The following is a 21,743-nucleotide window of genomic DNA, read 5'->3' on the forward strand; positions in this document are numbered from 1 at the left end:
CCGCTGGCCGGCAGCCACAGGCGACCCGGAAGGATTGCCTGGTTGCCGGCCAGCGGCCGGCACTACCGTTTACTTGCCCAGCCGGGCTACCAGGGCCTGCAGGGCGTTCTGTGCGTCCGGGGCGAACCAGGCCTCGACAAAGCGGTCCAGCTGGATCAGGTCCGGGTGCAGCGCCTCATGCAGGTCGGCACGGGCAATCGCGCGGGTCAGCAGCATCGGCTGGCGCGGCTGCTTGAGCAGGTTCTGCAGCCAGGCAATGGCGCGTGCCACCACCAGGTCTCCCTCGGCCAGCTCATCCACCAGGCCGATCTGCAGCGCCTGTTCGGCCGGCACCAGCGAACCGGTGGTCAGCAGCACACCGGCGCGGTGCACGCCCACCGCACGGCGCAGCAGGCGCTGGATGCCCTCCGGCGCAATCAGGCCCACCTGCACCTCGTTCAGGCCGATGGCATACGGCCGCGACGGATCGGCGCTGCGCGCCATCACCCGGTAGTCGCAGCACAGGGCCAGCACGCAGCCACCCGCCGGGGCGTGGCCGGTGATCGCCGCGACCACCGGAATGCGGCTCTCGGCCAGCGTGCGCACGGCGCCAAAGAAGGCGTTCCAGGTGTCCAGCAGCTTGTGCTTGTCATCGCCATGCGAGAGCAGGTGCGGCACGTCCATGCCGCCGGTGAAGACGCGTTCGCTGCCCGACAGCACGATGCCATGCGCGTCTTCGGCCATGGCCAGCTCGATGGCATGGATCAACTGCCGGCACAGTTCGGTGTCCAGTGCGTTGACCGGCGGCCGTGCCAGGCGCAGTTCGCGGATGGGGCCATGGTTGATCACCTCGATGAGCGTCGTCATGCTGCGGTCTCGTTGCGAAGAAGGAACCTGGGCGATGATAACCAAACCATTCGTTGGCGTACTGTGGGTCCTGTGTGCGACCGCAGCATCGGCCTCGGCCGCCGAACCGGCGTGCGTCACGGTGGAGCAGGGCTGGGCGCGGTTGCCTCCGAATCCGGCAATGCCGATGACCGCCGGCTACGGCGTCATCCACAATGGCTGCAGCAAGGCGGTGGCGATCACCGGCGCGACCAGCAGCAGCTTCGGTGATGTGTCGCTGCACGAGACCACGATTGTCGACGGGGTCAGCCGGATGCGCGCGATCGAGCGCCTGCCGCTGGCAGCCGGCGCGCGTGCCGAGCTCAAGCCCGGCGGCCTGCACCTGATGCTGATGCAGGGCAAGGGCGCGCTGAAGGAAGGGCAGGTGCTGCCGCTGCGGCTGCAGCTGGAAGGGGGTAGCGAAGCGAGCGCGACGTTGACCGTGCGCAAGGCCGCGCCGTAGCGGGATGGCAGTGCCGGCCGCTGGCCGGCAACTCGGTATGCCGGCCAGTGGCCGGCACTACCAAACAGGCTTACGACCAGTCGTACGAGAACAGCACCGTGCGGCTGACCGGCTCGTACAGCATCACGATCGCGTCGGCACCGGTGGCGCACCAGTTGTAGCCGGCTACGTCGGCCACGGCGAAGAATTTGTTGCCATTGCGGGTGATGATCACCGTTTCGGCATCGTCCGCAGCGTTGGGGTCATCGGCCGCCTCGGTGAAGCCCAGTTCGAAGGCTGCGGGAATCTCCGCGGTCTCGGTCCAGTTGCCGAAACCAATGGGGCCACCCAGCGTATCCAGATAATCGCGCTCGCTGGCCTCACCCTTGCCATAGCGCGAGTAGCAGGCGAGGCGACCGTGCTCGGCATGGTAGTCGCGGGCCTTGGCGTAGCTCTCGCGCATCTGCGCGATGTGTTCCTGTGCGTCCTTGTCCTGTACCGCATCGCCGATGAAATAGCCCTCGTTGCCGAGGAAGCGCATCTGGTTGCCGGCGGTCAGTTCGAAGGCGATCCAGTTGGTGCCGGTGAAATCGTTGTGGTGTTCTTCGGTGGTCTCGCCGATGCAGCCGTCGTACGGCTCGATCGGGCACAGCATCGTTGCCACCTGGCCAGCCAGTTCCGGGCGCAGCACGCCCAGGTCGATCTTCAGCAGCGGCAGCAGGTGCTGGCCGAGCCAGGCCTGGTCGGCGGGAAAGACGTCGGTGGGGAAGGGGACCATGCCGGGCAGCAGGTCGCGCAGTTCGGTCTTGTGGATCATGTCAGTCCTTTGATCAGTGTCGGTCGTGCCGGCCGCTGGCCGGCAACCTCATTGCAGCCAAAGCGTGCCGACCAAGGTCGGCACCCACCAGGGCGCGTCAGGTAGAGGTGCTGCGGATCGCCTCCGGCAGCGGTGCGCTCTTGCCGGTCTGGGTATCCATCCAGACCACCACCACGTTGCCATCGGAATACAGCTTCGAATCGTCCTGCTGATCGACGATGCGGTGGCCGATGGTCACGCTGCTGTTGCCCAGGCGCTCGACGAACAGCTCGACCAGGATGTCGTTGGGCCACACGATCGGCAGCCGATAGTTGACGTTGGTCGCGGCCACCACCGGTGCGATGCGGTCGGTCATCGATACGCCGTCCACGCCCAGCATCCAGCGCACGCGCGCTTCCTCCAGGTAGGAAATGTACTTGGCGTTGTTGACGTGGCCCATGCTGTCCATGTCACGCCAGCGCACGCTGATCGGGATGCGGGCCAGGATCTTGTGTTCGCTGCTCATCAGGCGTCCTTCTTCTTCGTCGTGCTCTTGCTGGCCTTGCCGGTGCTCTTGGCAGCCACCGCCTTCTTCGCCACCTTGGCCGGCTTCTCAGGCTTCACCTTGCGCGGCGGGCGGGCATCGGGCTTGTTGGCCACGGCGGCCGGCTGTTCCGGGCGCGCGCTGGTGGACGGCAGCATGCGCGCAAGGAACTGGCCGGTGTAGGACTGCGGGCAGGCCGCCACGTCTTCCGGCGTGCCGGTGACCAGGATGGTGCCACCGCGATGCCCGCCTTCCGGGCCCAGATCGACGATCCAGTCGGCGGTCTTGATCACGTCCAGGTTGTGCTCGATCACCACCACCGTGTTGCCCTCGTCGCGCAGCTTGTGCAGCACGCCCAGCAGCGCTTCGATGTCGTGGAAGTGCAGGCCGGTGGTCGGCTCGTCGAGGATGTACAGGGTGCGGCCGGTATCGCGGCGCGACAGTTCCTTGGACAGCTTCACGCGCTGCGCTTCACCACCAGACAGCGTGGTCGCGCTCTGGCCCAGCTTGATGTAGCTCAGGCCGACGTCGACCAGCGTTTCCAGCTTGCGCGCGATCGACGGCACCGGCTCGAACAGCTTCAGCGCATCCTCGACGGTCATTTCCAGCACGTCGTTGATGTTGAAGCCCTTGTACAGGATCTCCAGCGTTTCGCGGTTGTAGCGCTTGCCATGGCAGACATCGCACGGCACGTACACATCCGGCAGGAAGTGCATCTCGACCTTGATCAGGCCGTCGCCCTGGCAGGCTTCGCAGCGGCCGCCGCGCACGTTGAAGCTGAAGCGGCCCGGCGAATAGCCACGCGCGCGCGCTTCAGGCACCTGTGCGAACAGTTCGCGCAGTGGAGTGAACAGGCCGGTGTAAGTGGCCGGGTTGGAACGCGGGGTGCGGCCGATCGGCGACTGGTCGATGTCCACCACCTTGTCGAACAGGTCCAGGCCATCGATCTCCTTGTACGGGGCGATCGGGTGCGAGGAACCGTTGATCTCGTTGGCGGCCAGCGAGAACAGGGTGTCGTTGATCAGGGTCGACTTGCCCGAGCCGGACACGCCGGTCACGCAGGTCAGCAGGCCCGACGGAATCGCCAGGTCCACGCCCTTCAGGTTGTTGCCGCTGGCCCCGCGCAGGTGCAGGGTCATCTTCGGATTCGGCTTGTGCCGGCGCGCCGGAATCTCGATCGCGCGCTTGCCGGACAGGTACTGGCCGGTCAGCGAGCGCGGGGCTTCCAGGATGTCCTGCAGGGTGCCCTGGCCGACGATCTCGCCGCCATGAACGCCCGCGCCCGGGCCGATGTCCAGCACGTAGTCGGCCAGACGGATCGCATCCTCGTCATGCTCCACCACGATCACCGTGTTGCCCAGGTCGCGCAGGCGGGTGAGGGTGCCGAGCAGGCGTTCGTTGTCGCGCTGGTGCAGGCCGATGGACGGCTCGTCGAGCACGTACATCACGCCGACCAGGCCGGCGCCGATCTGGCTGGCCAGGCGGATGCGCTGCGCCTCGCCACCGGACAGGGTGTCGGCCTTGCGCTCCAGGGTCAGGTAATCCAGGCCCACATCGACCAGGAAGCCGAGGCGTTCGCCGATTTCCTTGACGATCTTCGCGGCGATTTCGCCACGCCAGCCCGGCAGGCTCAGTTCGCTGAAGAACTTCAGCGCCTCGTCGATCGGCAGCACCACCAGGTCCGGCAGCGGGCGGTCGGCCACGAACACGTTGCGAGCCGCCTTGTTCAGGCGCGCGCCGTGGCATTCCGGGCACGGCTGCTCGCTGATGTACTTGGACAGTTCTTCGCGCACCGCCGGCGACTCGGTTTCCTTGTAGCGGCGTTCGAGGTTGGGAATGATGCCCTCGAAGCGGTGCTTGCGCTGGGTGCGGCCACCGGCTTCGGTGAAGTAGGTGAAGGTGATCGCTTCGTCGCCGCTGCCGTAAAGCACGGCCTGCTGCACCTTGGCCGGCAGCGAGTTCCACGCCGCGTCGACGTCGAACCGGTAGTGCTTGGCCAGCGAAGCGATCAGCTGGAAGTAGTAGGCATTGCGGCGGTCCCAGCCGCGCACCGCACCGGCGGCCAGCGACAGTTCGGGATGCACCACCACGCGCGAGGGGTCGAAGAACTCGGCCATGCCCAGGCCATCGCAGCCGGGGCAGGCGCCCATCGGTGCGTTGAACGAGAACAGGCGCGGTTCCAGCTCCGGCAGCGAGTAATCGCAGACCGGGCAGGAATACTTGGAGGAGAACAGCGTCGGCGCGGTTTCGGTGTTGTCCAGGCTCTGCACCGAGGCTATGCCGTCGCCCAGCTTCAGCGCGGTTTCGAAGCTCTCGGCCAGGCGCTGCTTGATGTCCTCGCGCGGGCGGAAGCGGTCGATCACCGCCTCGATGGTGTGCTTCTGGCGCAGTGCCAGCGGCGGCACCGCGTCGATCTCATGCAGCTCGCCGTCCACGCGCACACGGACGAAGCCCTGCGCACGCAGCTGGTCGAACACCTGCGCATGCTCGCCCTTGCGGTCGCGGATGACCGGCGCCAGCAGCATGTAGCGCTGCTCCGGGTCCAGCGTCAGCACCTGGTCGACCATCTGGCTGACCGTCTGCGCTTCCAGTGGGTAGCCATGGTCCGGGCAGCGCGGGGTGCCGACGCGGGCGTACAGCAGGCGCAGGTAGTCGTAGATCTCGGTGATCGTGCCGACGGTCGAACGCGGGTTGTGCGAGGTCGACTTCTGCTCGATCGAGATGGCCGGGGACAGGCCTTCGATGTGGTCCAGGTCCGGCTTTTCCATCACGCTCAGGAACTGGCGCGCATAGGCCGACAACGACTCGACATAGCGGCGCTGGCCTTCTGCATAGATGGTGTCGAACGCCAGCGAGGACTTGCCCGAGCCGGACAGGCCGGTGATCACGATCAGCTTGTCGCGGGGCAGGTCGAGGTCGAGGTTCTTCAGGTTGTGCGTCCGCGCGCCGCGGATGCGGATGAAATCCATCGCCATGGGGGATCCGGTTGTGGGGGCGTTGGCTGGGTGCCGGGCCAGCAGGGAACGGCAATCGGTCAGCCTACCGAGGTGACCAGATGGGGGCAATGGGCGACAATGCCAGCCCGGTGTCTCACCTTGTGAGACAGGCCGTCAGCCAGGGGTCAGATCCCTTTTCACGGCGTGAAAATGCTTCTGACCCCTTTCCGGTGCCTTCTCCTTCGACGTTCAGGGGTTGACTTGACCCGCGCCCGCTGATCTGCGTACAATTCCGCTCCTGTCCGCCCTCGATGGCGGCAGCTCAGACCACAATAACTACAGAGGAAGGCCTGGTCATGTACGCAGTACTGGTCACCGGCGGTAAGCAATACCGCGTGGCGCAGGGCGAAAAGCTCCGCATTGAAAAGCTCGAAGTCGAAGTCGGCAGCGAGATCAAGTTTGACAACATCCTGATGCTGGGTGACAGCGACGGCGTGAAGCTGGGCGATGCGCTGAAGGGCGCTGCCGTCACCGCCAAGGTCCTGTCCCAGGGTCGTGCTGACAAGGTCCGGATCATCAAGTTCCGTCGCCGCAAGCACCACATGAAGCGTCAGGGTCACCGTCAGTACTACACCGAAATCGAGATCACCGGCATCGCCGGCTAAGCATCAGGAGAAGCAGTCATGGCACATAAAAAGGGCGTAGGCTCCTCGCGCAACGGTCGCGACTCCAACCCGAAGTACCTGGGCGTCAAGATCTTCGGCGGCCAGGCCATCGAAGCCGGCAACATCATCGTGCGTCAGCGCGGCACCCAGTTCCACCCGGGCACCGGCGTTGGCCTGGGCCGTGACCACACCCTGTTCGCCCTCGTGGACGGCAAGGTGGAGTTCTCGGTCAAGGGCGCCAAGAAGCGTCGCACCGTCAGCATCGTCTCGGCCGACGCCTGATCCAGGCATCGCCGGCGCCCGTGCCTCGGCATGGGGGTGCTGCATGAAGAGCCCCGCTTCGGCGGGGCTTTTCGTTAGAGTTGAAGCAAGACCGGCCAGGCCGGGCTGCCGGCCATCGGCAGGCATAACATTCAAGGCGGCGGCCGGCAGGCCGCGCCCATCGCAGGCATCGAAACAATGAAACTGGTAGACGAAGCAGAAATCGAAGTGTTCGCCGGCAACGGCGGCAACGGCTGCATTGGCTTCCGTCGCGAGAAGTTCATTCCGCTCGGCGGCCCGGACGGCGGCGACGGCGGTGCGGGCGGCAGCGTGTACATCCGCGCCGACGAAAACCTGAATACCCTGGTCGACTTCCGCCATGACCGCATCTTCAAGGCGCAGCGTGGCGAGAACGGCATGGGCCGCCAGGCCTACGGCAAGGGCGGCGAAGACCTGACCATCACCGTGCCGGTCGGCACCGTGGTGATCAACGTTGCCACCGATGAAGTCATCGGCGACCTGACCCAGCACGGCGACCGCCTGCTGGTGGCCAAGGGTGGCCGCGGTGGCCTGGGCAACATGCACTTCAAGAGCTCGACCAACCGCTCGCCGCGCCAGGCGCTGCCGGGCGAGCCGGGTGAGGAGCGCACGCTGAAGCTGGAGCTGAAGCTGCTGGCCGACGTCGGCCTGCTGGGCTTCCCCAACGCCGGCAAGAGCACCCTGATCCGTGCCGTTTCGGCGGCGACGCCGAAGGTGGCCGATTACCCGTTCACCACGCTGTACCCGAACCTGGGTGTGGTGAAGGTGGAAAACTACCGCAGCTTCGTGATTGCCGACATCCCGGGCCTGATCGAAGGCGCGGCCGACGGTGCCGGCCTGGGTGCGCAGTTCCTGCGCCACCTGCAGCGCACCCGCCTGCTGCTGCACCTGGTGGACATCTCGCCGATGGAGGGTGGGGTGGAAGGCATTTCTCCGGTCGAGCAGGTGCGCGCCATCGAGCGCGAGCTGGAAAAGCACGATCCGGAACTGCTGCAGAAGCCGCGCTGGCTGGTGCTGAACAAGGCTGACCTGATGTTCGAGGATGAAGCGAAGGCTGCGGCCGAGCAGATCGTCGCCGAGCTGGGCTGGAAGGAGCCGTGGTTCCTGGTCTCCGCGCTGGGCCGCGAAGGTACCTTCCCGATCATGAGCCGGATCATGGCCTTCTTCGATCGCCAGAAGGAAGAGGAGCAGGAAGCCCGCGACGCGCAGTAATGCTGTTGTGGTTCCATGCGAAAAACCCGGCTTCGGCCGGGTTTTTTTGTGGCCTGCGCGATGGGGTTGGGGCTGGCTGGGGTGGATGGCTCCGGCTGGGTAATGGCTCCGGCTGGGTAGAGTCGACTGCTAGTCGACTGCTCTTCTCGCTACCCGTAAAGCCCGCGCTGCGCGCGTTAGTCGACTAACAGTCGACTCTACCCAGCCGGTGCAGCCGCCAGTCCACGCCGCCGGCCAATGCCGCCGTACCTGCGGCAATCCCCGGATCGCTGGCAACAAAAAACCCGGCCTGGGCCGGGTTCTTGTCTGCTGCCCGGCCCCTAAGGGCAGGGCGGCAACGCCGGATCAGGCGGCCTTGAGGGCCTTGATGCGGTCGTTCAGGCGGCTCTTGTGGCGAGCAGCCTTGTTCTTGTGGATCAGGCCACGCGCGCTGAAGCGATCCAGGATCGGCTGGGCAACGGCGAAGGCGGCTTCGGCGCCGGCGGCATCGTTGGCGTCCAGCGCCTTGATCACTTTCTTGACAGCGGTGCGCAGCATCGAGCGCTGAGCCACGTTGCGCGCGTTGCGCACGACGGTCTGCTTGGCGCGCTTCTTGGCGGACTTGATATTGGCCACGGTGGTGGTTTCCTGAAAAAATCGGTGTTATGGGAACAGCAAGCTAGCTAGTATGATGGCGTAAGAAATGCACGTCAAGTCGATTGTCAAGAGGGACGCTGAGTGAGTTCACCCAAGTTGTTGCGGGGCCTGCTGTCGTTCAGCAGCATGACCATGGTCTCGCGCGTTCTCGGACTTGTCCGGGACTTCGTGGTGACCACCACGTTCGGCACCAACGCCATCACTGATGCTTTCTGGGTCGCCTTCAGGGTACCCAATTTCCTGCGGCGTTTGTTCGCCGAAGGCTCTTTCGCCACTGCTTTCGTGCCCGTGTTCACGGAAGTGAAGGAGACCCGCAGCCACGCCGAGCTGCGTGAACTGATGGCCCGCACCGCCGGCACCCTGGGTGGGGTGCTGATGCTGGTCACTGCGCTGGCGCTGATCTTCGCGCCGCAGCTGGCCTCGGTCTTCTCCAGTGGCGTTGATACCGATCCGGTCAAGCAGGGCCTGCTGGTCGACCTGTTCCGCCTGACTTTCCCGTTCCTGTTGTTCGTGTCGCTGACCGCCCTGGCCGGCGGCGCGCTGAACAGCTTCCAGCGCTTCGCCATGCCGGCGCTGACCCCGGTCATCCTCAACCTGTGCATGATCGCCGGTGCACTGTGGCTGGCCCCGCGGCTGGGCGGCACCCCGGAGAAACAGATCCTGGCGCTGGGCTGGGCGGTACTGGCTGCCGGCATCCTGCAGCTGCTGTTCCAGCTGCCCTCGCTGAAGGGCATCAACCTGCTGACCCTGCCGCGCTGGGGCTGGAGCCATCCGGGCGTGCGCAAGGTGATGACGCTGATGGTGCCGACCCTGTTCGGCTCCTCGGTGGCGCAGATCAACCTGCTGCTGGACACCGTCATCGCGGCCAAGCTGACCGATGGCTCGCAGTCCTGGCTGTCGCTGGCCGACCGCTTCCTGGAGCTACCGCTGGGCGTGTTCGGCGTGGCGCTGGGCACGGTGATCCTGCCGGCGCTGGCCCGTCACCACGTCAGCACCGACCGCGAAGGCTTCTCGCGCTCGCTGGACTGGGGCCTGCGGATGACCCTGCTGATCTCGGTGCCGGCCATGCTGGGCCTGCTGCTGCTGGCCGAACCGCTGATCGCGACCATCTTCCAGCACGGCCAGTTCAGTGCCTTCGATACCCGCATGACCGCGCTGTCGGTGTACGGCCTGAGCTTCGGCCTGCCGGCGTTCGCCCTGCTGAAGGTGGTGTTGCCGGCGTTCTACGCACGCCAGGACACCAAGACCCCGGTGCGCGCGGGTGTGGCCGCGCTGGTGGCCAACATGGTGTTCAACTTCGCCCTGCTGGCGGTGCTGTACCAGGTCATGGTGCCGGACGAGCTGAAGGCGCAGGGCGTGATGGCGGCCATCGGCAAGCAGCCGGGCCTGCATCTGGCGCTGGGCATTGCCAGTGCACTGTCCAGTTACCTGAACCTGGGCCTGCTGTGGTACTGGCTGGGCAAGACCGACGTCTACCAGCGCCGGCCGGGCTGGGGCGGCTATCTGCTGCGACTGCTGCTGGCCTGTGCGGCCATGGTTGGTGTGCTGCTGGCCCTGCTGCACTGGCTGCCGGGCTTCTCGGCGATGAGCGTGTGGGAGCGGATCGGCAGCCTGTCGCTGCTGGTCGGCGGTGGCGGTGCCACCTACGCGGTAGCCATGCTGGCGATGGGCTTCCGCCCGCGCGATCTGCGTGGGCATTGATCGCGGCCTGTGGCGGCTATACTTCAGGGTTACACCATTGAAGCGGCGGCCCCGGTCGGGCCGGAACGAGAGTTGATGAGCAGGCTGTTCAGAAGCGTCGAGGGCGGGGACCTGTTCCCCAACGGAAGCGTGGTCTGTATCGGTGCATTCGACGGCCTCCACCTGGGCCATCGTGCGCTGGTCCGCCACGCGGTTGCCCGCGCGCGCGCCTTGGGCGTGGCCGCCGTGGCCGTGGCGTTCGAGCCGCTGCCGCGTGAGTTCTTCGCCCAGGGCACACCGCCGCCGCGGCTGACCCTGGCGCGCAGCAAGGTCGAGATCCTGCGCGAGCTCGGTGTCGATGCGGTCGGCCTGCTGCGATTCGACGCGGCGATGGCGGCGATGCCGGCCGAGACCTTCGTGCGCCAGTTGCTGGTCAAGCGCCTGAGTGCGCGTGAGGTCTGGATCGGCCCCGAGTTCTGCTTCGGCAACCGCCGCCGCGGCGACCTGGCTCTGCTGCAGAAAATGGGTGCCGAACTGGGTTTCACTGCGGGCGAAATTGAAGCGGTCGACCTGCATGGCGAACGCATTTCCAGCACCCGCATCCGCCAGCTGCTGCAGCAGGGCGACTTCGCCCGTGCCAACGATCTGCTGGGTCGTCCGTACGCGATCAGCGGCCGGGTGGTGCGCGGGCGCCAGCTCGGCCGTACGCTGGGCTTCCCCACCGCCAACCTGCGGTTCCCGAAGACCCCGGCGCTGTCGGGCATCTACGCGACCTGGGTGCATGGCGTGTTCGACCAGCCGTGGCCGTCGGTGTCCAGCTTCGGCACCCGCCCGACGGTGGAGGGCGTGGAGCCGCTGCTGGAAGCCCACCTGTTCGATTTCCAGGGCGACCTGTACGGGCGCCACATCGATGTGGAGTTCGTCGCCAAGCTGCGCGACGAAGAGAAATTCAATGATCTGGCGGCGCTGACCGACCAGATGCACCGCGACGCCGAACAGGCGCGCGCCATCCTTTCCGAACATAGATTGCGAGCCACTGCGTGAGCCAGGACTACAAGACCACCCTGAACCTGCCAGCCACCGAATTCCCGATGCGCGGCGATCTGCCCAAGCGCGAGCCGGGCATTCTGGCGCGGTGGGAAGCGCAGGGGCTCTACCAGCAGCTGCGCGATAACGCCGCCGGCCGCCCGCTGTTCGTGCTCCACGACGGCCCGCCGTACGCCAACGGCCGCATCCACCTGGGCCACGCGGTCAACAAGATCCTGAAGGACATCATCGTCAAGTCGCGCTACCTGGCCGGCTTCGATGCGCCCTACGTGCCGGGCTGGGACTGCCATGGCCTGCCGATCGAGATCGCGGTGGAAAAGAAGTGGGGCAAGGTCGGTACCAAGCTCGACGCCGTTGAATTCCGCCAGAAGTGCCGCGAGTTCGCCGAAGAGCAGATCAACATCCAGCGCGTGGACTTCAAGCGTCTGGGCGTGACCGGTGACTGGGACAACCCGTACAAGACCCTGAGCTTCGACTTCGAAGCCAACGAGATCCGTGCGCTGTCCAAGGTCGTGGCCAACGGCCACCTGGTGCGTGGCGCCAAGCCGGTGTACTGGTGCTTCGACTGTGGCTCGGCGCTGGCCGAGGCCGAGATCGAGTACCAGGAAAAGGAATCGCCGGCGATCGACGTGGCCTACGCCGCACGCGATGCGCAGGCCATCGGCCAGGCGTTCGGCGTGAGCGTGCCGGCCGACGTGGAAGTGGCCGTACCGATCTGGACCACCACCCCGTGGACGCTGCCGGCCTCGCTGGCGGTGTCGCTGGGCGCGGAGATCACCTACGTGCTGGCCGAAGGCCCGGCGCACCACGGCAAGCGCCGTTGGCTGGTGCTGGCCGCCGCGCTGGCCGAGCGCGCGCTGCAGCGCTATGGCGTGGACGAGGTGGTGCTGCACGCTGAAACCACCGGCGCGGCGCTGGAAAACCAGCTGCTGGCGCATCCTTTCTACCCGGAGCGCGAGATCCTGGTGCTCAACGGCGACCACGTCTCCGACGAGGACGGTACCGGTGCGGTGCACACCGCCCCCGGCCACGGCCAGGAAGACTTCGTGGTCAGCCAGAAGTACGGCCTGCTGGACAAGTACAACGCCGGCCAGGTGACCCCGATCGACGGCCGTGGCGTGTACCTGGAATCGACCCCGCCGGCCGGTGACGTGGTGCTGGCTGGCCAGCACCTGTGGAAGGCGCAGGAGGCCATCGTCGGCGTGCTGCGCGACAACGGTTCGCTGCTGGCGTTCCATCCGATCCGCCACAGCTACCCGCACTGCTGGCGCCACAAGACGCCGGTGGTGTTCCGCGCCACCCCGCAGTGGTTCATTTCGATGGACAAGGCCAACCTGCGCAACGATGCGCTGGCCGCCATCGACACCGTCGGCTGGTTCCCGACCTGGGGCAAGGCGCGCATCCAGAGCATGGTCGACGGTCGCCCGGACTGGACCATCTCGCGCCAGCGCACCTGGGGCGTGCCGATCGCACTGTTCACCCACCGGCAGACCGGCGAGATCCATCCACGTTCGGTGGAGCTGATGCAGCAGGTCGCCGACCGCGTCGAAGCCGAGGGCATCGACGTGTGGTACTCGCTGGATGCCGCCGAACTGCTGGGCGCTGAAGCCGCCGACTACGAAAAGGTCACCGACATCCTCGACGTCTGGTTCGATTCGGGCGTGACCCATGAAGGCGTGCTCGCCGCGCGTGGCTTCGGCAAGCCGGCCGACCTGTACCTGGAAGGTTCCGACCAGCACCGCGGCTGGTTCCAGTCCTCGCTGCTGACCGGCGTGGCGATCGACAAGCGCGCCCCGTACAAGCAGTGCCTGACCCACGGCTTCACCGTGGACGAGCACGGCCGCAAGATGTCCAAGTCGCTGGGCAACGGCATCGAGCCGCAGGACATCATGAACAAGCTGGGCGCGGACATCCTGCGCCTGTGGATCGCCTCGGCCGACTACAGCAACGAGATGTCGCTGTCGCAGGAGATCCTCAAGCGTAATGCCGATGCCTACCGCCGCCTGCGCAACACCGCACGCTTTCTGCTCGGCAACCTGGACGGTTTCGATCCGGCCCAGCACCTGCGTCCGCTCGACCAGATGGTCGCGCTGGACCGCTGGATCGTGCATCGTGCGTGGGAGCTGCAGGAGAAGATCAAGGCGGCCTACGACGGCTACAACATGGCCGAGATCGTGCAGCTGCTGCTGAACTTCTGCAGCGTGGACCTGGGCTCGCTGTACCTGGACGTGACCAAGGACCGCCTGTACACGATGCCGACCGATTCGCACGGTCGCCGTTCGGCACAGAGCGCGATGTACCACATCGCCGAAGCGTTCACCCGCTGGGTGGCGCCGATCCTGACCTTCACCGCCGACGAGCTGTGGGGCTACCTGCCGGGCGAGCATGCCGGCCATGTGCTGTTCACCACCTGGTACGACGGCCTGGCGCCGCTGCCGGCCGATGCCCAGCTCAACGCCACCGACTTCGATCAGTTGCTGGCTGTGCGCGAGCAGGTGGCCAAGGTGCTCGAGCCGATGCGTGCCAACGGCGCCATCGGTGCCGCGCTGGAAGCGGAGATCACCATTGCCGCCAACGAGGAGCAGGCCGCGAAGTGGCAGCCGCTGGCCGATGAACTGCGCTTCCTGTTCATCAGTGGCGACGTGCAGGTGCGCCCGGCGACCACCGACGAGGTGTTCGTCAGCGCCCAGCCGACCACCAAGGCCAAGTGCGTGCGCTGCTGGCACCACCGCGCCGACGTCGGCAGCAACGCCGACCATCCGGAACTGTGCGGCCGTTGCGTGAGCAACGTGACCGGCGCCGGCGAAGTGCGGAGCTGGTTCTGATGGCCGCGCCCCGTCCGCATCCGAACGCCCTGGTCTGGCTGCTGCTGTCGGCCGCCATCATCGGCCTGGACCAGTGGTCCAAGGCCTGGGTGCTGTCGAGCCTGCCGGAGTTCCAGCCGGTGGTGGTCATCGACGGCTTCTGGAACTGGTACCGCACCTACAACACCGGCGCCGCGTTCAGTTTCCTGAGCGACGCCGGTGGCTGGCAGAAGTACTTCTTCACCGCGCTGGCGATCGCCATCAGCGGCCTGATGGCGTGGTGGCTGCGCGGCACCGCGCGCGGCAACTGGAAGGCCGCGGTGCCGTATGCGCTCATCATCGGCGGCGCCATCGGCAACGTGATCGACCGCCAGGTGCACGGCCACGTGGTCGACTTCATCCAGTGGTACGTGGGCAGCTACACCTGGCCCTCGTTCAACATCGCCGACTCGGCCATCGTGGTGGGTGCCATCGGCATCGCCCTGTTTGGCCTGTTCGACGGCAAGTCCGCCAAAAAGGCGGATAATGCCAATCCGAAACCGTAAGCCGGCCGCTGCCGGGAGATTGAACTGATGGATGTGCTGCTCGCCAACCCGCGTGGTTTCTGTGCCGGTGTCGATCGTGCGATCGAGATCGTCAAGCGCGCGATCGAAACGCTGGGCGCGCCCATCTACGTTCGCCATGAAGTGGTGCACAACCGCTTCGTGGTCGACGACCTGAAGCAGCGCGGGGCGATCTTCGTCGAGGAACTCGACGAAGTGCCGGACAACAACACGGTGATCTTCAGCGCCCATGGCGTGTCCCAGGCCGTGCGCCAGGAAGCCGAGCGCCGTGGCCTGAAGGTGTTCGACGCCACCTGCCCGCTGGTGACCAAGGTCCACTTCGAAGTCGCCCGCCACTGCCGTGCCGGCCGTGACGTGGTGTTGATCGGCCACGCCGGCCATCCGGAAGTGGAGGGCACCATGGGCCAGTGGAACCGCGAAGCCGGCACCGGCCAGATCTACCTGGTGGAAGACGTGGAGCAGGTTGCCACGCTGCAGATCAACCAGTCGGAAAACTTCGCCTACACCACCCAGACCACGCTGTCGGTGGATGACACGCGCGGCATCATCGATGCGCTGCGCGAGCGTTTCCCGGCGATGCAGGGCCCGAAGAACGACGACATCTGCTACGCCACGCAGAACCGCCAGGATGCCGTGCGGGATCTGGCCAAGCGCTGCGACCTGGTGCTGGTGGTCGGTTCGCCGAACAGCTCCAACTCCAACCGCTTGAGCGAGCTGGCCCGCCGTGAGGGCGTGGAGTCGTACCTGATCGACGGCGCGCACGAGATCGACCCGGCATGGGTGGCAGGCAAGCAGCACATCGGCGTGACCGCCGGCGCCTCGGCACCGCAGGTGCTGGTCGATGGCGTGCTGGCGCGCCTGGCCGAGCTGGGCGCCACCGGCGTGGGCGAGCTGGACGGCGAACCGGAATCGATGGTGTTCGCGCTGCCGAAGGAACTGCGTCTGCGGTTGGTGGATTGACTGCGGAAGGTGGTTCGCCGGGCATGGCCCGGCGCTACCGGGTGCATGTCCATCCACGCATGGCGTGGATCTACTGCATCCGGTCGGCACACCCGTAGATCCACGCCATGCGTGGATGGGCATCGCCCATGATCTTGTCCGCCCACGCGCGCCAGTAGATCCACGCCAAGCGTGGATGGGCGCACCGCGCGTGACCTTTTCCCGCTTGCGCATCGCAAATAGGTTCACGCCATGAGTAGATGGGCGCAGCGATGGTGAGTATCGAGGGTACCATCGCTGGAAGCTGCCAAATAAACACGCGACCCATGCTCAGCTCATTGCTGGCTGAGCAGATGAGCAGATGAGCGATCATGCCACTTGAACACTCCGAGCTTTGATGCGCTGTTCCATCAATGGTCTCGCCCGAGGTCTTTCTCTCTGCGAACGCATGGCGGTTTGTCTTCAAAATCATGACGCTTGCCCCTGATGCCGAAAAGTTTTAACGCGTTCTCGTTTCGGGTGTGATCGGCTGCAAATAGCGGAGTCTTTAGGAATTTTCCTATGATGAAAAAGGACTGCTGGCGCTATTTTTGAGTCGGATCGCTGTGACCCAAGGAAAGGGGTAAACAAATGGTATGGAAATACCTGATTTTGATCATCTCACTTCTTTGTCCGGCCTACGCGAAATCGCAGGCCTTCCCTGTAACTGGTTTGGGCCAGTGCGTAGACTTCATCTCCGCTGCTTCCACCACGCTTACCTCCCAGATCCAGGCACATGTGGGGGTAAGAGCATACGGCCTTCCACCTAGTTACGACCCGCTGACGGCGAAAATATTGGTTCCACCATACTCTTGCGATAGCAATGACTGGCCTGGGCTCTATAAAACTGTGGGCTATCTGAGTCATGAGCTTGGTCACCACGAGGCAGGTGTTCCCAATATTGATGCTCCGATCACCAAAGCCCAGTATGTTGAAAGGAATTGCGTGTGGGAGGCTAAGGCCGTGGTTAACAACGCGGTAGTAAGTGATCAGATTCGTGTGGCATCTGAAGGATTTGTTGAAGTCCCGTTGATTTCCGAGAACTCCGCTAAGCTATGGAGCATGTGGTCGGGTGGTGAGTCATTGGTGGATATCGGGAAAGTTTTCTGCGATAACAATCATGTCGCGTCGGGAAAAACGTATACCAAGCAGCACGAGGACTACTACGATGCCAACTATCCTTGGTGATTTTGTTAGGACGTCAGTGAAATCATTGCTGACCTTGCCTATGATTGTTCCGCTCGCCGCTGTAGCGGCAACCCCGCCCCCTCAGGCATGGAGTTCCGCGGCAAAAGCTTCGCAGCTCGAGGCGCTCGATTACATCGAGCGACTGGAATTGGCGCGAAGTGCGGGACCGGATGCCGCCGCTGATGCTTTGGGTATAAAAAACGGCTTGCTTGCTGATGTCGCCACTGCGACCGGGACCGTTCGTAATTTCGGCGGTATTGAGCTTGCCACCGAACTTGACCAACGATCAGGCCAGACAACGATAATTGTGAGAGCATCGGGCGGGTGTATCGATCGGGACGTCGCGAAGGCGAAACTCGTACTGGGCAAGATTGTATGGGCGCCGCTGGCCGATTCGCCGGCACCGGTTTTCGGTTACGCACACTTCCAAGGGGGTTCGGCATCGACTGTATTTTTTGATGCAACGGGTTCCAAGTGTTTGACAGGCGTCAGGATCGAAGATCCGATGAGGTTGAAGGGGGCAATTGAAGCCGCTTACAAGCAAGAAGCATCGAAATAGGTTTCCGATCCAGTTGGCTTGCCAGACCGCCGATAGGCCTGGCAAGCCAGCGCTCGGAAGAAGTGCATCGGTGTTCCCCAGAGATGCTGGGGGGCTAGGGAATGCTTGGGGCTTTCAGCAAGCCTGTCTCCCATGACCTTTGGCCATAGGGCCACGCACGCCACAGGCCTAGCATCAAAGGCTCTACCGAAGCTGGAACCTGCCTGATGAAGACCCGTGCCCTGGTGATGTCCGTGCTGTTCGCGCTGGCTGCGACGCCTGCGCTGGCGCAGACCTCGCCGCCGGGCGATGCCGCGGCCCCCGGCCTGCTGCGCATCGATGTCGACGCGCGCGATCTGGCCCGGCGCATCTTCAAGGTGACCGCTACGGTGCCGGCCAAGCCCGGCCCGATGACCCTGCTGTACCCGCAGTGGATTCCCGGCAACCATTCGCCCACCGGCCCGATCGACAAGTTGGCCGGCCTGCGCGTGACCGCCAACGGCAAGCCGCTGGCCTGGCAGCGTGACCAGTTCAACGTCTATGCGTTCAAGGTAAACGTGCCCGAGGGCGTGAGCGAGATCGTCGCCCACTTCGACTTCCTGTCCTCGCAGGGCGGCAGCCAGGGCCGGGTGGTGATGATCCCGGAAATGCTCAACCTGCAGTGGAACGCCAATTCGCTGTATCCGGCCGGCGTCGATGCGCGCAACCTGCAGGCGCAGGCCAGCGTGACCCTGCCCAAGGGCTGGTCGTTCGCAACCGCGCTGGAAACCGCGCGGCGCGACGGTGACACCGTGGTGTTCAAGCCGATCTCGTATGACCATCTGGTCGATTCGCCCTTGTTCGCCGGCGAGCACTACCAGCGCATCGATCTCGACCCGGGCGCGAAGGTGCCGGTGCACCTCAATGTGTTTGCCGACGACGCCAAATCGCTGAAGCCGAGCGAGGCACAGATCACCATGCATCGCGCGCTGGTGCAGCAGGCCGACAAGCTTTACGGTGCGCGCCACTACAACCACTATGAGTTCCTGCTGGCATTGACCGACCGCCTCGGTGGCATCGGCCTGGAGCATCACCGTTCCAGCGAGAACAGCGCTGACCCGGGCTACTTCACCGAGTGGGACAGCAACGCGTGGATGCGCGATCTGTTGCCGCACGAGTACACCCATTCCTGGAACGGCAAGTACCGTCGCGGCGCCGACCTAGCCACCGCCAACTTCAACGTGCCGATGGGCGACAGCCTGCTGTGGGTGTACGAGGGCCAGACCCAGTTCTGGGGCCAGGTGCTGGCGGCGCGTTCGGGGCTGTGGTCGACCGCGCAGGCGCGCGACATGCTGGCCAATGTGGCCGCGACCTACGACCGTGGCCGACCGGGCCTGGCCTGGCGGCCGCTGCAGGACACTACCAACGATCCGACCATCGCCCAGCGCCGCACGCTGCCCTACCGCAACTACCAGATGAGCGAGGACTACTACTCCGGCGGCCAGATGCTGTGGCTTGAAGTGGAGGGCAAGCTGCGCGAACTGAGCGGCAACCGCCGCAGCCTGGACGACTTCGCGCGTGCGTTCTTCGGCGTCGGCAATGGCGACTGGGATGTCAACCCGTACACCTTCGATGATGTGGTCGCGACCTTGAACGGCATCGCGCCGTACGACTGGGCGACGTTCCTGCGCGGGCGCCTGGACGGCCACGGTTCGTTGACCGGCGGCCTGGAGCTGGCAGGCTGGAAGCTGGTCTACCGCGATACGCCGAACGACGCCTACAAGGCACAGGAAAAACGCGCCAAGGCGGCACTGCTCGCCTATTCGCTGGGCGCGACCGTGCTCGACAGCGGTACGGTCGGCGATGTGATCTGGGACAGCCCGGCGTTCAACGCCGGTCTTGCACCGGGCATGAAGGTGATCGCGGTTGGCGGCCGTGAGTACAGCAGCCAGCGCTTGAAGGACGCGGTGGCTGCGGCAGCGAAGGACAAGGCGCCGATCGTGCTGCTGGTGAAGCAGTTCGACCGCATCGAAACGATGAGCATCGCCTACCACGGTGGCCTGCAGTACCCGGTGCTGGAGCGTATCGCCGGCAAGCCTGACCGCCTCGCAGAATTGTGGAAGGCGCGATGAAGCCGCGCGCCCGCGATGGCGTGATCCTGCTGATGGCGATCCTGGCCATCGTCGGCACGTTCCTGCAGGGTGACGGGCGCTGGCTGCACTGGCTGGCCAAGCCGACCACCACGCTGCTGATCGCTGCCATCGTCTGGCGCGTGCATGATCCCGCGCAGCCGTTCTATCGACGCGCGGTGCTGGCCGGCATGCTGCTGTCGTGCGTGGGTGACATCGCGTTGATGCTGCCGATGGATGCGTTCGTGCCGGGCCTGGTCGCGTTCCTGCTGGCCCACCTCTGCTACATCGTGGCCTTCCGCGACGGCCTGCGTGCCGGACGTGGCCTGCTCGCCGCCAGCGTCCTGCTGGCGACGTTTGCCGTGCTCAACGTACTTGGCCTGTGGCCGCACCTGCCTGCACCGATGCGTGCGCCGGTACTGGCGTATGTGGTGGTGCTGGCCTCGATGGCGGTGCTGGCACTGGCACGCCAGTGGCGCCGGCCACAGCCCGCTGCCGTGGAAGCCAGCAGCGCGCGCTGGGCGGCCGCTGGTGCGCTGCTGTTCGTCGCCAGCGATTCACTACTGGCCTTGGACCGCTTCGCCGGCGGCCTGCCGCTGGCCAGCGTGCTGGTGCTGTCCACGTACTACGCTGCGCAGTACGCCATCGCCCGCTCGGTGAAATAGAAAAAGGGGACGGAGGGGATTAAGTCGCAATCCGCACCAAGGCACATGCGACTTAATCCCCTCCGTCCCCTTTTTTTGTGGCCTATCGACGGTTCACGCCGCGCAGGGTGCCCTGCGCATCGAACTGCAGGCGCACGGATTCGCGGTCACCGGCGACGTCATCCGGCAGCCACACCAGCTTGCCGCCTTTGCGCACGATCACGTAGACGTGGCCGACTTCGGATGCGGGGTTCTGCAGCGCGTTGCGTTGTTCCTGCAGTGCCTGCGCCACGCGCGGCACGGCCTCGAAATCGATGCTGGCCAGGGGTGTGCTGCTGCGCTGCAGGCTGATGGTCGGCGCGAACTGCTGCGGGTTCACCGGATTGCCCTTGCGCCACTGGCCACGTTCGAAGTGGTAGCTGTCGACGTGGCCCGGCTGTTGCGGGTCGACCAGATCGAGGTTGATGCGGCCATCGTCGTAGAAGTGGATGCTATGGAAGACCGTCAGCCTCTGGCCGGCCAGTGCCGGCAGCTGCTCCAGTGCCTGGCGCGCAGCCTGCAGGTAGTCCGCATCGAACAGGCGATTGTTGCGTTCGGGCGCCGCAGCGGTACTCGCTGCGGGGAAGGCGGCCGGGGACGGCACAAGCGATGCGGGTTGCTCGCGCGGCGACTGAGACGAGACGGAGGGTGGCAACCGGTCCGGCTGTACCGAATGCCCCAGCGTTTCGCTGATGGTCTGCAGGGCGCCGCCGGCAACGGCCACGCCCGCCAGAACCAGCAGCAGTACCAGGAACACGGCGCGGGTGGAGGGCGGCTGTTTCATACGCCCTCCAGGCGCACGTTGCCACGGTCATCCGGGTCGTACAGCAGGGTCACGTTTTCGCGCGGGATGTTGGCTAGATCGATCAGCGGGATGAAGCGGCGCACGCTCACCTGCTGTACGCGGCCGTCGCGATCGGTGTACTCCAGCTGGAACTCCACCTGCGGCTGTTCGTTGAGGTAGGTGCCGGTCTGACGCACCTTCAGCACCCTGGCCTCAACGCCGATGCCGCGGTACTTCAACGCCTCGCCGCGCGCATCAGCCTGCAGCAGGCGGCCAAGCAGGCGCAGCCCCAACATGTACCCACACAGCACCAGCGGGCACACCAGCAGCGGGTGGCCGAAGGACAGGAAGGTCCAGCCAAGGCCCTCGCTCTGCAGCCGGTAGGCCGCCACATAGGCAGCGACTACCAGGACGATGCCGAGCGCTGCGCCGATGCTTCGCCGCCACAGGCTGGCGACATCCAGTTCGGGCTGGGCACCGTCCAGTACCACGTTCGGGAACGCGCCCGGCACCCGGCTCAGGCGTGCATCGACGTGCCTGCCGACGCCGAAGCGCTGCAGTTGCGGCTTGCTGTCGACCACCAGCAGCTGTTCGCGGATCGGTGTGCCGGACAGGTTCTTGAAGGACAGCTGCAGTTTCCATTGCGCGAAGCCACGCACCTGTACGCCGGTCTGTTCAGCGTGTTCGATCAGCGCATCGCGCGGTTCACCATCGGCGAGGATCGAGCGGACGCGATGCAGGGCGCGCGGTGGGCCGAGCAGCAGGAAATGCAGGAACGCGAACAGCAGAGAGAGCCATGCAGCCAGCGACAGCACAAGCAGCAGCAGGGACAGCCATGGCGCGCTGCGATCAGCCAGCGCCACCGGCCAGGAGGTTCCGAAATAGAGGATGCAGGGGAAGGGCAACGCGAAGAACAGCAGGAACGCGCCCCAGAACCAGAGATAGGCTTTCATGGGGAAGGTGGCAGACCGGTGG

General features: G+C 65.4%; 21 protein-coding genes. 13 read left to right on the forward strand and 8 right to left on the reverse strand.

Going from position 1 to position 21,743, the window contains the following annotated elements:
• Positions 1 to 69: 69 nt before the first annotated feature.
• Positions 70 to 846: an enoyl-CoA hydratase/isomerase family protein gene (locus O0K41_RS15745; RefSeq protein WP_012479449.1), complete on the reverse strand. Its 777-nt coding sequence runs from the start codon at positions 844 to 846 to the stop codon at positions 70 to 72.
• 34 nt (positions 847 to 880) lie between these two features.
• Here O0K41_RS15745 and O0K41_RS15750 point away from each other — a divergent pair, with 34 nt between their 5' ends.
• The gene (locus O0K41_RS15750) at positions 881 to 1,327 is read left to right on the forward strand and encodes a copper chaperone PCu(A)C (protein WP_005412625.1); all 447 of its coding nucleotides are present in this window, start codon (positions 881 to 883) and stop codon (positions 1,325 to 1,327) included.
• Between the two features lie 70 nt (positions 1,328 to 1,397).
• Here O0K41_RS15750 and O0K41_RS15755 read toward each other — a convergent pair whose 3' ends face one another.
• From O0K41_RS15755 to uvrA, 3 genes are all read right to left on the reverse strand, one after another.
• Positions 1,398 to 2,123, reverse strand: a complete 726-nt coding sequence (locus O0K41_RS15755; RefSeq protein ID WP_108270266.1) for an enolase — start codon at positions 2,121 to 2,123, stop codon at positions 1,398 to 1,400.
• A gap of 97 nt (positions 2,124 to 2,220) precedes the next feature.
• Positions 2,221 to 2,628 (reverse strand): thioesterase family protein, encoded by a 408-nt coding sequence (locus O0K41_RS15760; protein WP_164221413.1) that lies wholly within the window; start codon positions 2,626 to 2,628, stop codon positions 2,221 to 2,223.
• Positions 2,628 to 5,621: an excinuclease ABC subunit UvrA gene (gene uvrA / locus O0K41_RS15765; RefSeq protein WP_308304528.1), complete on the reverse strand. Its 2,994-nt coding sequence runs from the start codon at positions 5,619 to 5,621 to the stop codon at positions 2,628 to 2,630. The genes O0K41_RS15760 and uvrA overlap by 1 nt, the downstream gene beginning before the upstream one ends.
• 317 nt (positions 5,622 to 5,938) lie before the next feature.
• On the opposite strand from uvrA, the gene rplU reads away from it, so the two are divergent.
• The 3 genes from rplU to cgtA all read left to right on the forward strand — a co-directional run bounded on the left by rplU (position 5,939) and on the right by cgtA (position 7,759).
• On the forward strand, positions 5,939 to 6,247 hold the full coding sequence (gene rplU / locus O0K41_RS15770) for a 50S ribosomal protein L21 (RefSeq protein WP_005408557.1): 309 nt from the start codon (positions 5,939 to 5,941) through the stop codon (positions 6,245 to 6,247).
• Positions 6,248 to 6,265: 18 nt separating this feature from the next.
• Positions 6,266 to 6,529, forward strand: a complete 264-nt coding sequence (gene rpmA, locus O0K41_RS15775; RefSeq protein ID WP_005408558.1) for a 50S ribosomal protein L27 — start codon at positions 6,266 to 6,268, stop codon at positions 6,527 to 6,529.
• Between the two features lie 177 nt (positions 6,530 to 6,706).
• Entirely contained in the window at positions 6,707 to 7,759 is a 1,053-nt protein-coding gene (gene cgtA / locus O0K41_RS15780; RefSeq protein ID WP_049404715.1) for an Obg family GTPase CgtA, read from the forward strand.
• Between the two features lie 345 nt (positions 7,760 to 8,104).
• Here the strand turns inward: cgtA and rpsT are convergent, their stop codons facing one another.
• Positions 8,105 to 8,374 carry a 30S ribosomal protein S20 gene (gene rpsT / locus O0K41_RS15785; protein ID WP_005408560.1) on the reverse strand — a complete coding sequence of 90 codons (270 nt, stop codon included), beginning with the start codon at positions 8,372 to 8,374 and terminating at the stop codon, positions 8,105 to 8,107.
• 117 nt (positions 8,375 to 8,491) lie between these two features.
• On the opposite strand from rpsT, the gene murJ reads away from it, so the two are divergent.
• From murJ to ispH, 5 genes are all read left to right on the forward strand, one after another.
• Entirely contained in the window at positions 8,492 to 10,096 is a 1,605-nt protein-coding gene (murJ, locus tag O0K41_RS15790) for a murein biosynthesis integral membrane protein MurJ (protein WP_032965638.1), read from the forward strand.
• A 75-nt stretch (positions 10,097 to 10,171) separates the two neighbouring features.
• The gene (locus tag O0K41_RS15795; RefSeq protein WP_005408562.1) at positions 10,172 to 11,119 is read left to right on the forward strand and encodes a bifunctional riboflavin kinase/FAD synthetase; all 948 of its coding nucleotides are present in this window, start codon (positions 10,172 to 10,174) and stop codon (positions 11,117 to 11,119) included.
• Positions 11,116 to 13,947: an isoleucine--tRNA ligase gene (gene ileS, locus O0K41_RS15800; protein WP_099604791.1), complete on the forward strand. Its 2,832-nt coding sequence runs from the start codon at positions 11,116 to 11,118 to the stop codon at positions 13,945 to 13,947. The genes O0K41_RS15795 and ileS overlap by 4 nt, the downstream gene beginning before the upstream one ends.
• Positions 13,947 to 14,471, forward strand: a complete 525-nt coding sequence (gene lspA, locus O0K41_RS15805) for a signal peptidase II (RefSeq protein ID WP_005408564.1) — start codon at positions 13,947 to 13,949, stop codon at positions 14,469 to 14,471. The genes ileS and lspA overlap by 1 nt, the downstream gene beginning before the upstream one ends.
• A 27-nt stretch (positions 14,472 to 14,498) precedes the next feature.
• A complete protein-coding gene (gene ispH / locus O0K41_RS15810) occupies positions 14,499 to 15,449 on the forward strand; it encodes a 4-hydroxy-3-methylbut-2-enyl diphosphate reductase (RefSeq protein ID WP_164221410.1) in 951 nt (316 codons plus the stop codon).
• Between the two features lie 70 nt (positions 15,450 to 15,519).
• Here ispH and O0K41_RS15815 read toward each other — a convergent pair whose 3' ends face one another.
• Positions 15,520 to 15,900, reverse strand: a complete 381-nt coding sequence (locus O0K41_RS15815) for a hypothetical protein (RefSeq protein WP_123958321.1) — start codon at positions 15,898 to 15,900, stop codon at positions 15,520 to 15,522.
• 158 nt (positions 15,901 to 16,058) lie between these two features.
• Between O0K41_RS15815 and O0K41_RS15820 the strand changes: the two genes are divergently transcribed.
• From O0K41_RS15820 to O0K41_RS15835, 4 genes are all read left to right on the forward strand, one after another.
• Entirely contained in the window at positions 16,059 to 16,655 is a 597-nt protein-coding gene (locus tag O0K41_RS15820) for a hypothetical protein (RefSeq protein WP_123958322.1), read from the forward strand.
• Between the two features lie 16 nt (positions 16,656 to 16,671).
• Complete coding sequence (locus O0K41_RS15825) at positions 16,672 to 17,214, forward strand: hypothetical protein (protein WP_123958323.1); 543 nt, start codon at positions 16,672 to 16,674, stop codon at positions 17,212 to 17,214.
• A gap of 206 nt (positions 17,215 to 17,420) precedes the next feature.
• Positions 17,421 to 19,304 (forward strand): M61 family metallopeptidase, encoded by a 1,884-nt coding sequence (locus O0K41_RS15830; protein ID WP_123958324.1) that lies wholly within the window; start codon positions 17,421 to 17,423, stop codon positions 19,302 to 19,304.
• Complete coding sequence (locus O0K41_RS15835; protein ID WP_049482710.1) at positions 19,301 to 19,966, forward strand: lysoplasmalogenase; 666 nt, start codon at positions 19,301 to 19,303, stop codon at positions 19,964 to 19,966. The genes O0K41_RS15830 and O0K41_RS15835 overlap by 4 nt, the downstream gene beginning before the upstream one ends.
• A gap of 82 nt (positions 19,967 to 20,048) precedes the next feature.
• Here O0K41_RS15835 and O0K41_RS15840 read toward each other — a convergent pair whose 3' ends face one another.
• Positions 20,049 to 20,768, reverse strand: a complete 720-nt coding sequence (locus O0K41_RS15840) for a hypothetical protein (RefSeq protein ID WP_005408568.1) — start codon at positions 20,766 to 20,768, stop codon at positions 20,049 to 20,051.
• Entirely contained in the window at positions 20,765 to 21,721 is a 957-nt protein-coding gene (locus O0K41_RS15845) for a hypothetical protein (protein WP_060381212.1), read from the reverse strand. The genes O0K41_RS15840 and O0K41_RS15845 overlap by 4 nt, the downstream gene beginning before the upstream one ends.
• Between the last annotated feature and the right edge of the window lie 22 nt (positions 21,722 to 21,743).

It is taken from the genome of Stenotrophomonas sp. Sm2128 (assembly GCF_030985535.1).
In the GTDB taxonomy this organism is placed as follows: Bacteria; Pseudomonadota; Gammaproteobacteria; order Xanthomonadales; family Xanthomonadaceae; genus Stenotrophomonas; species Stenotrophomonas maltophilia.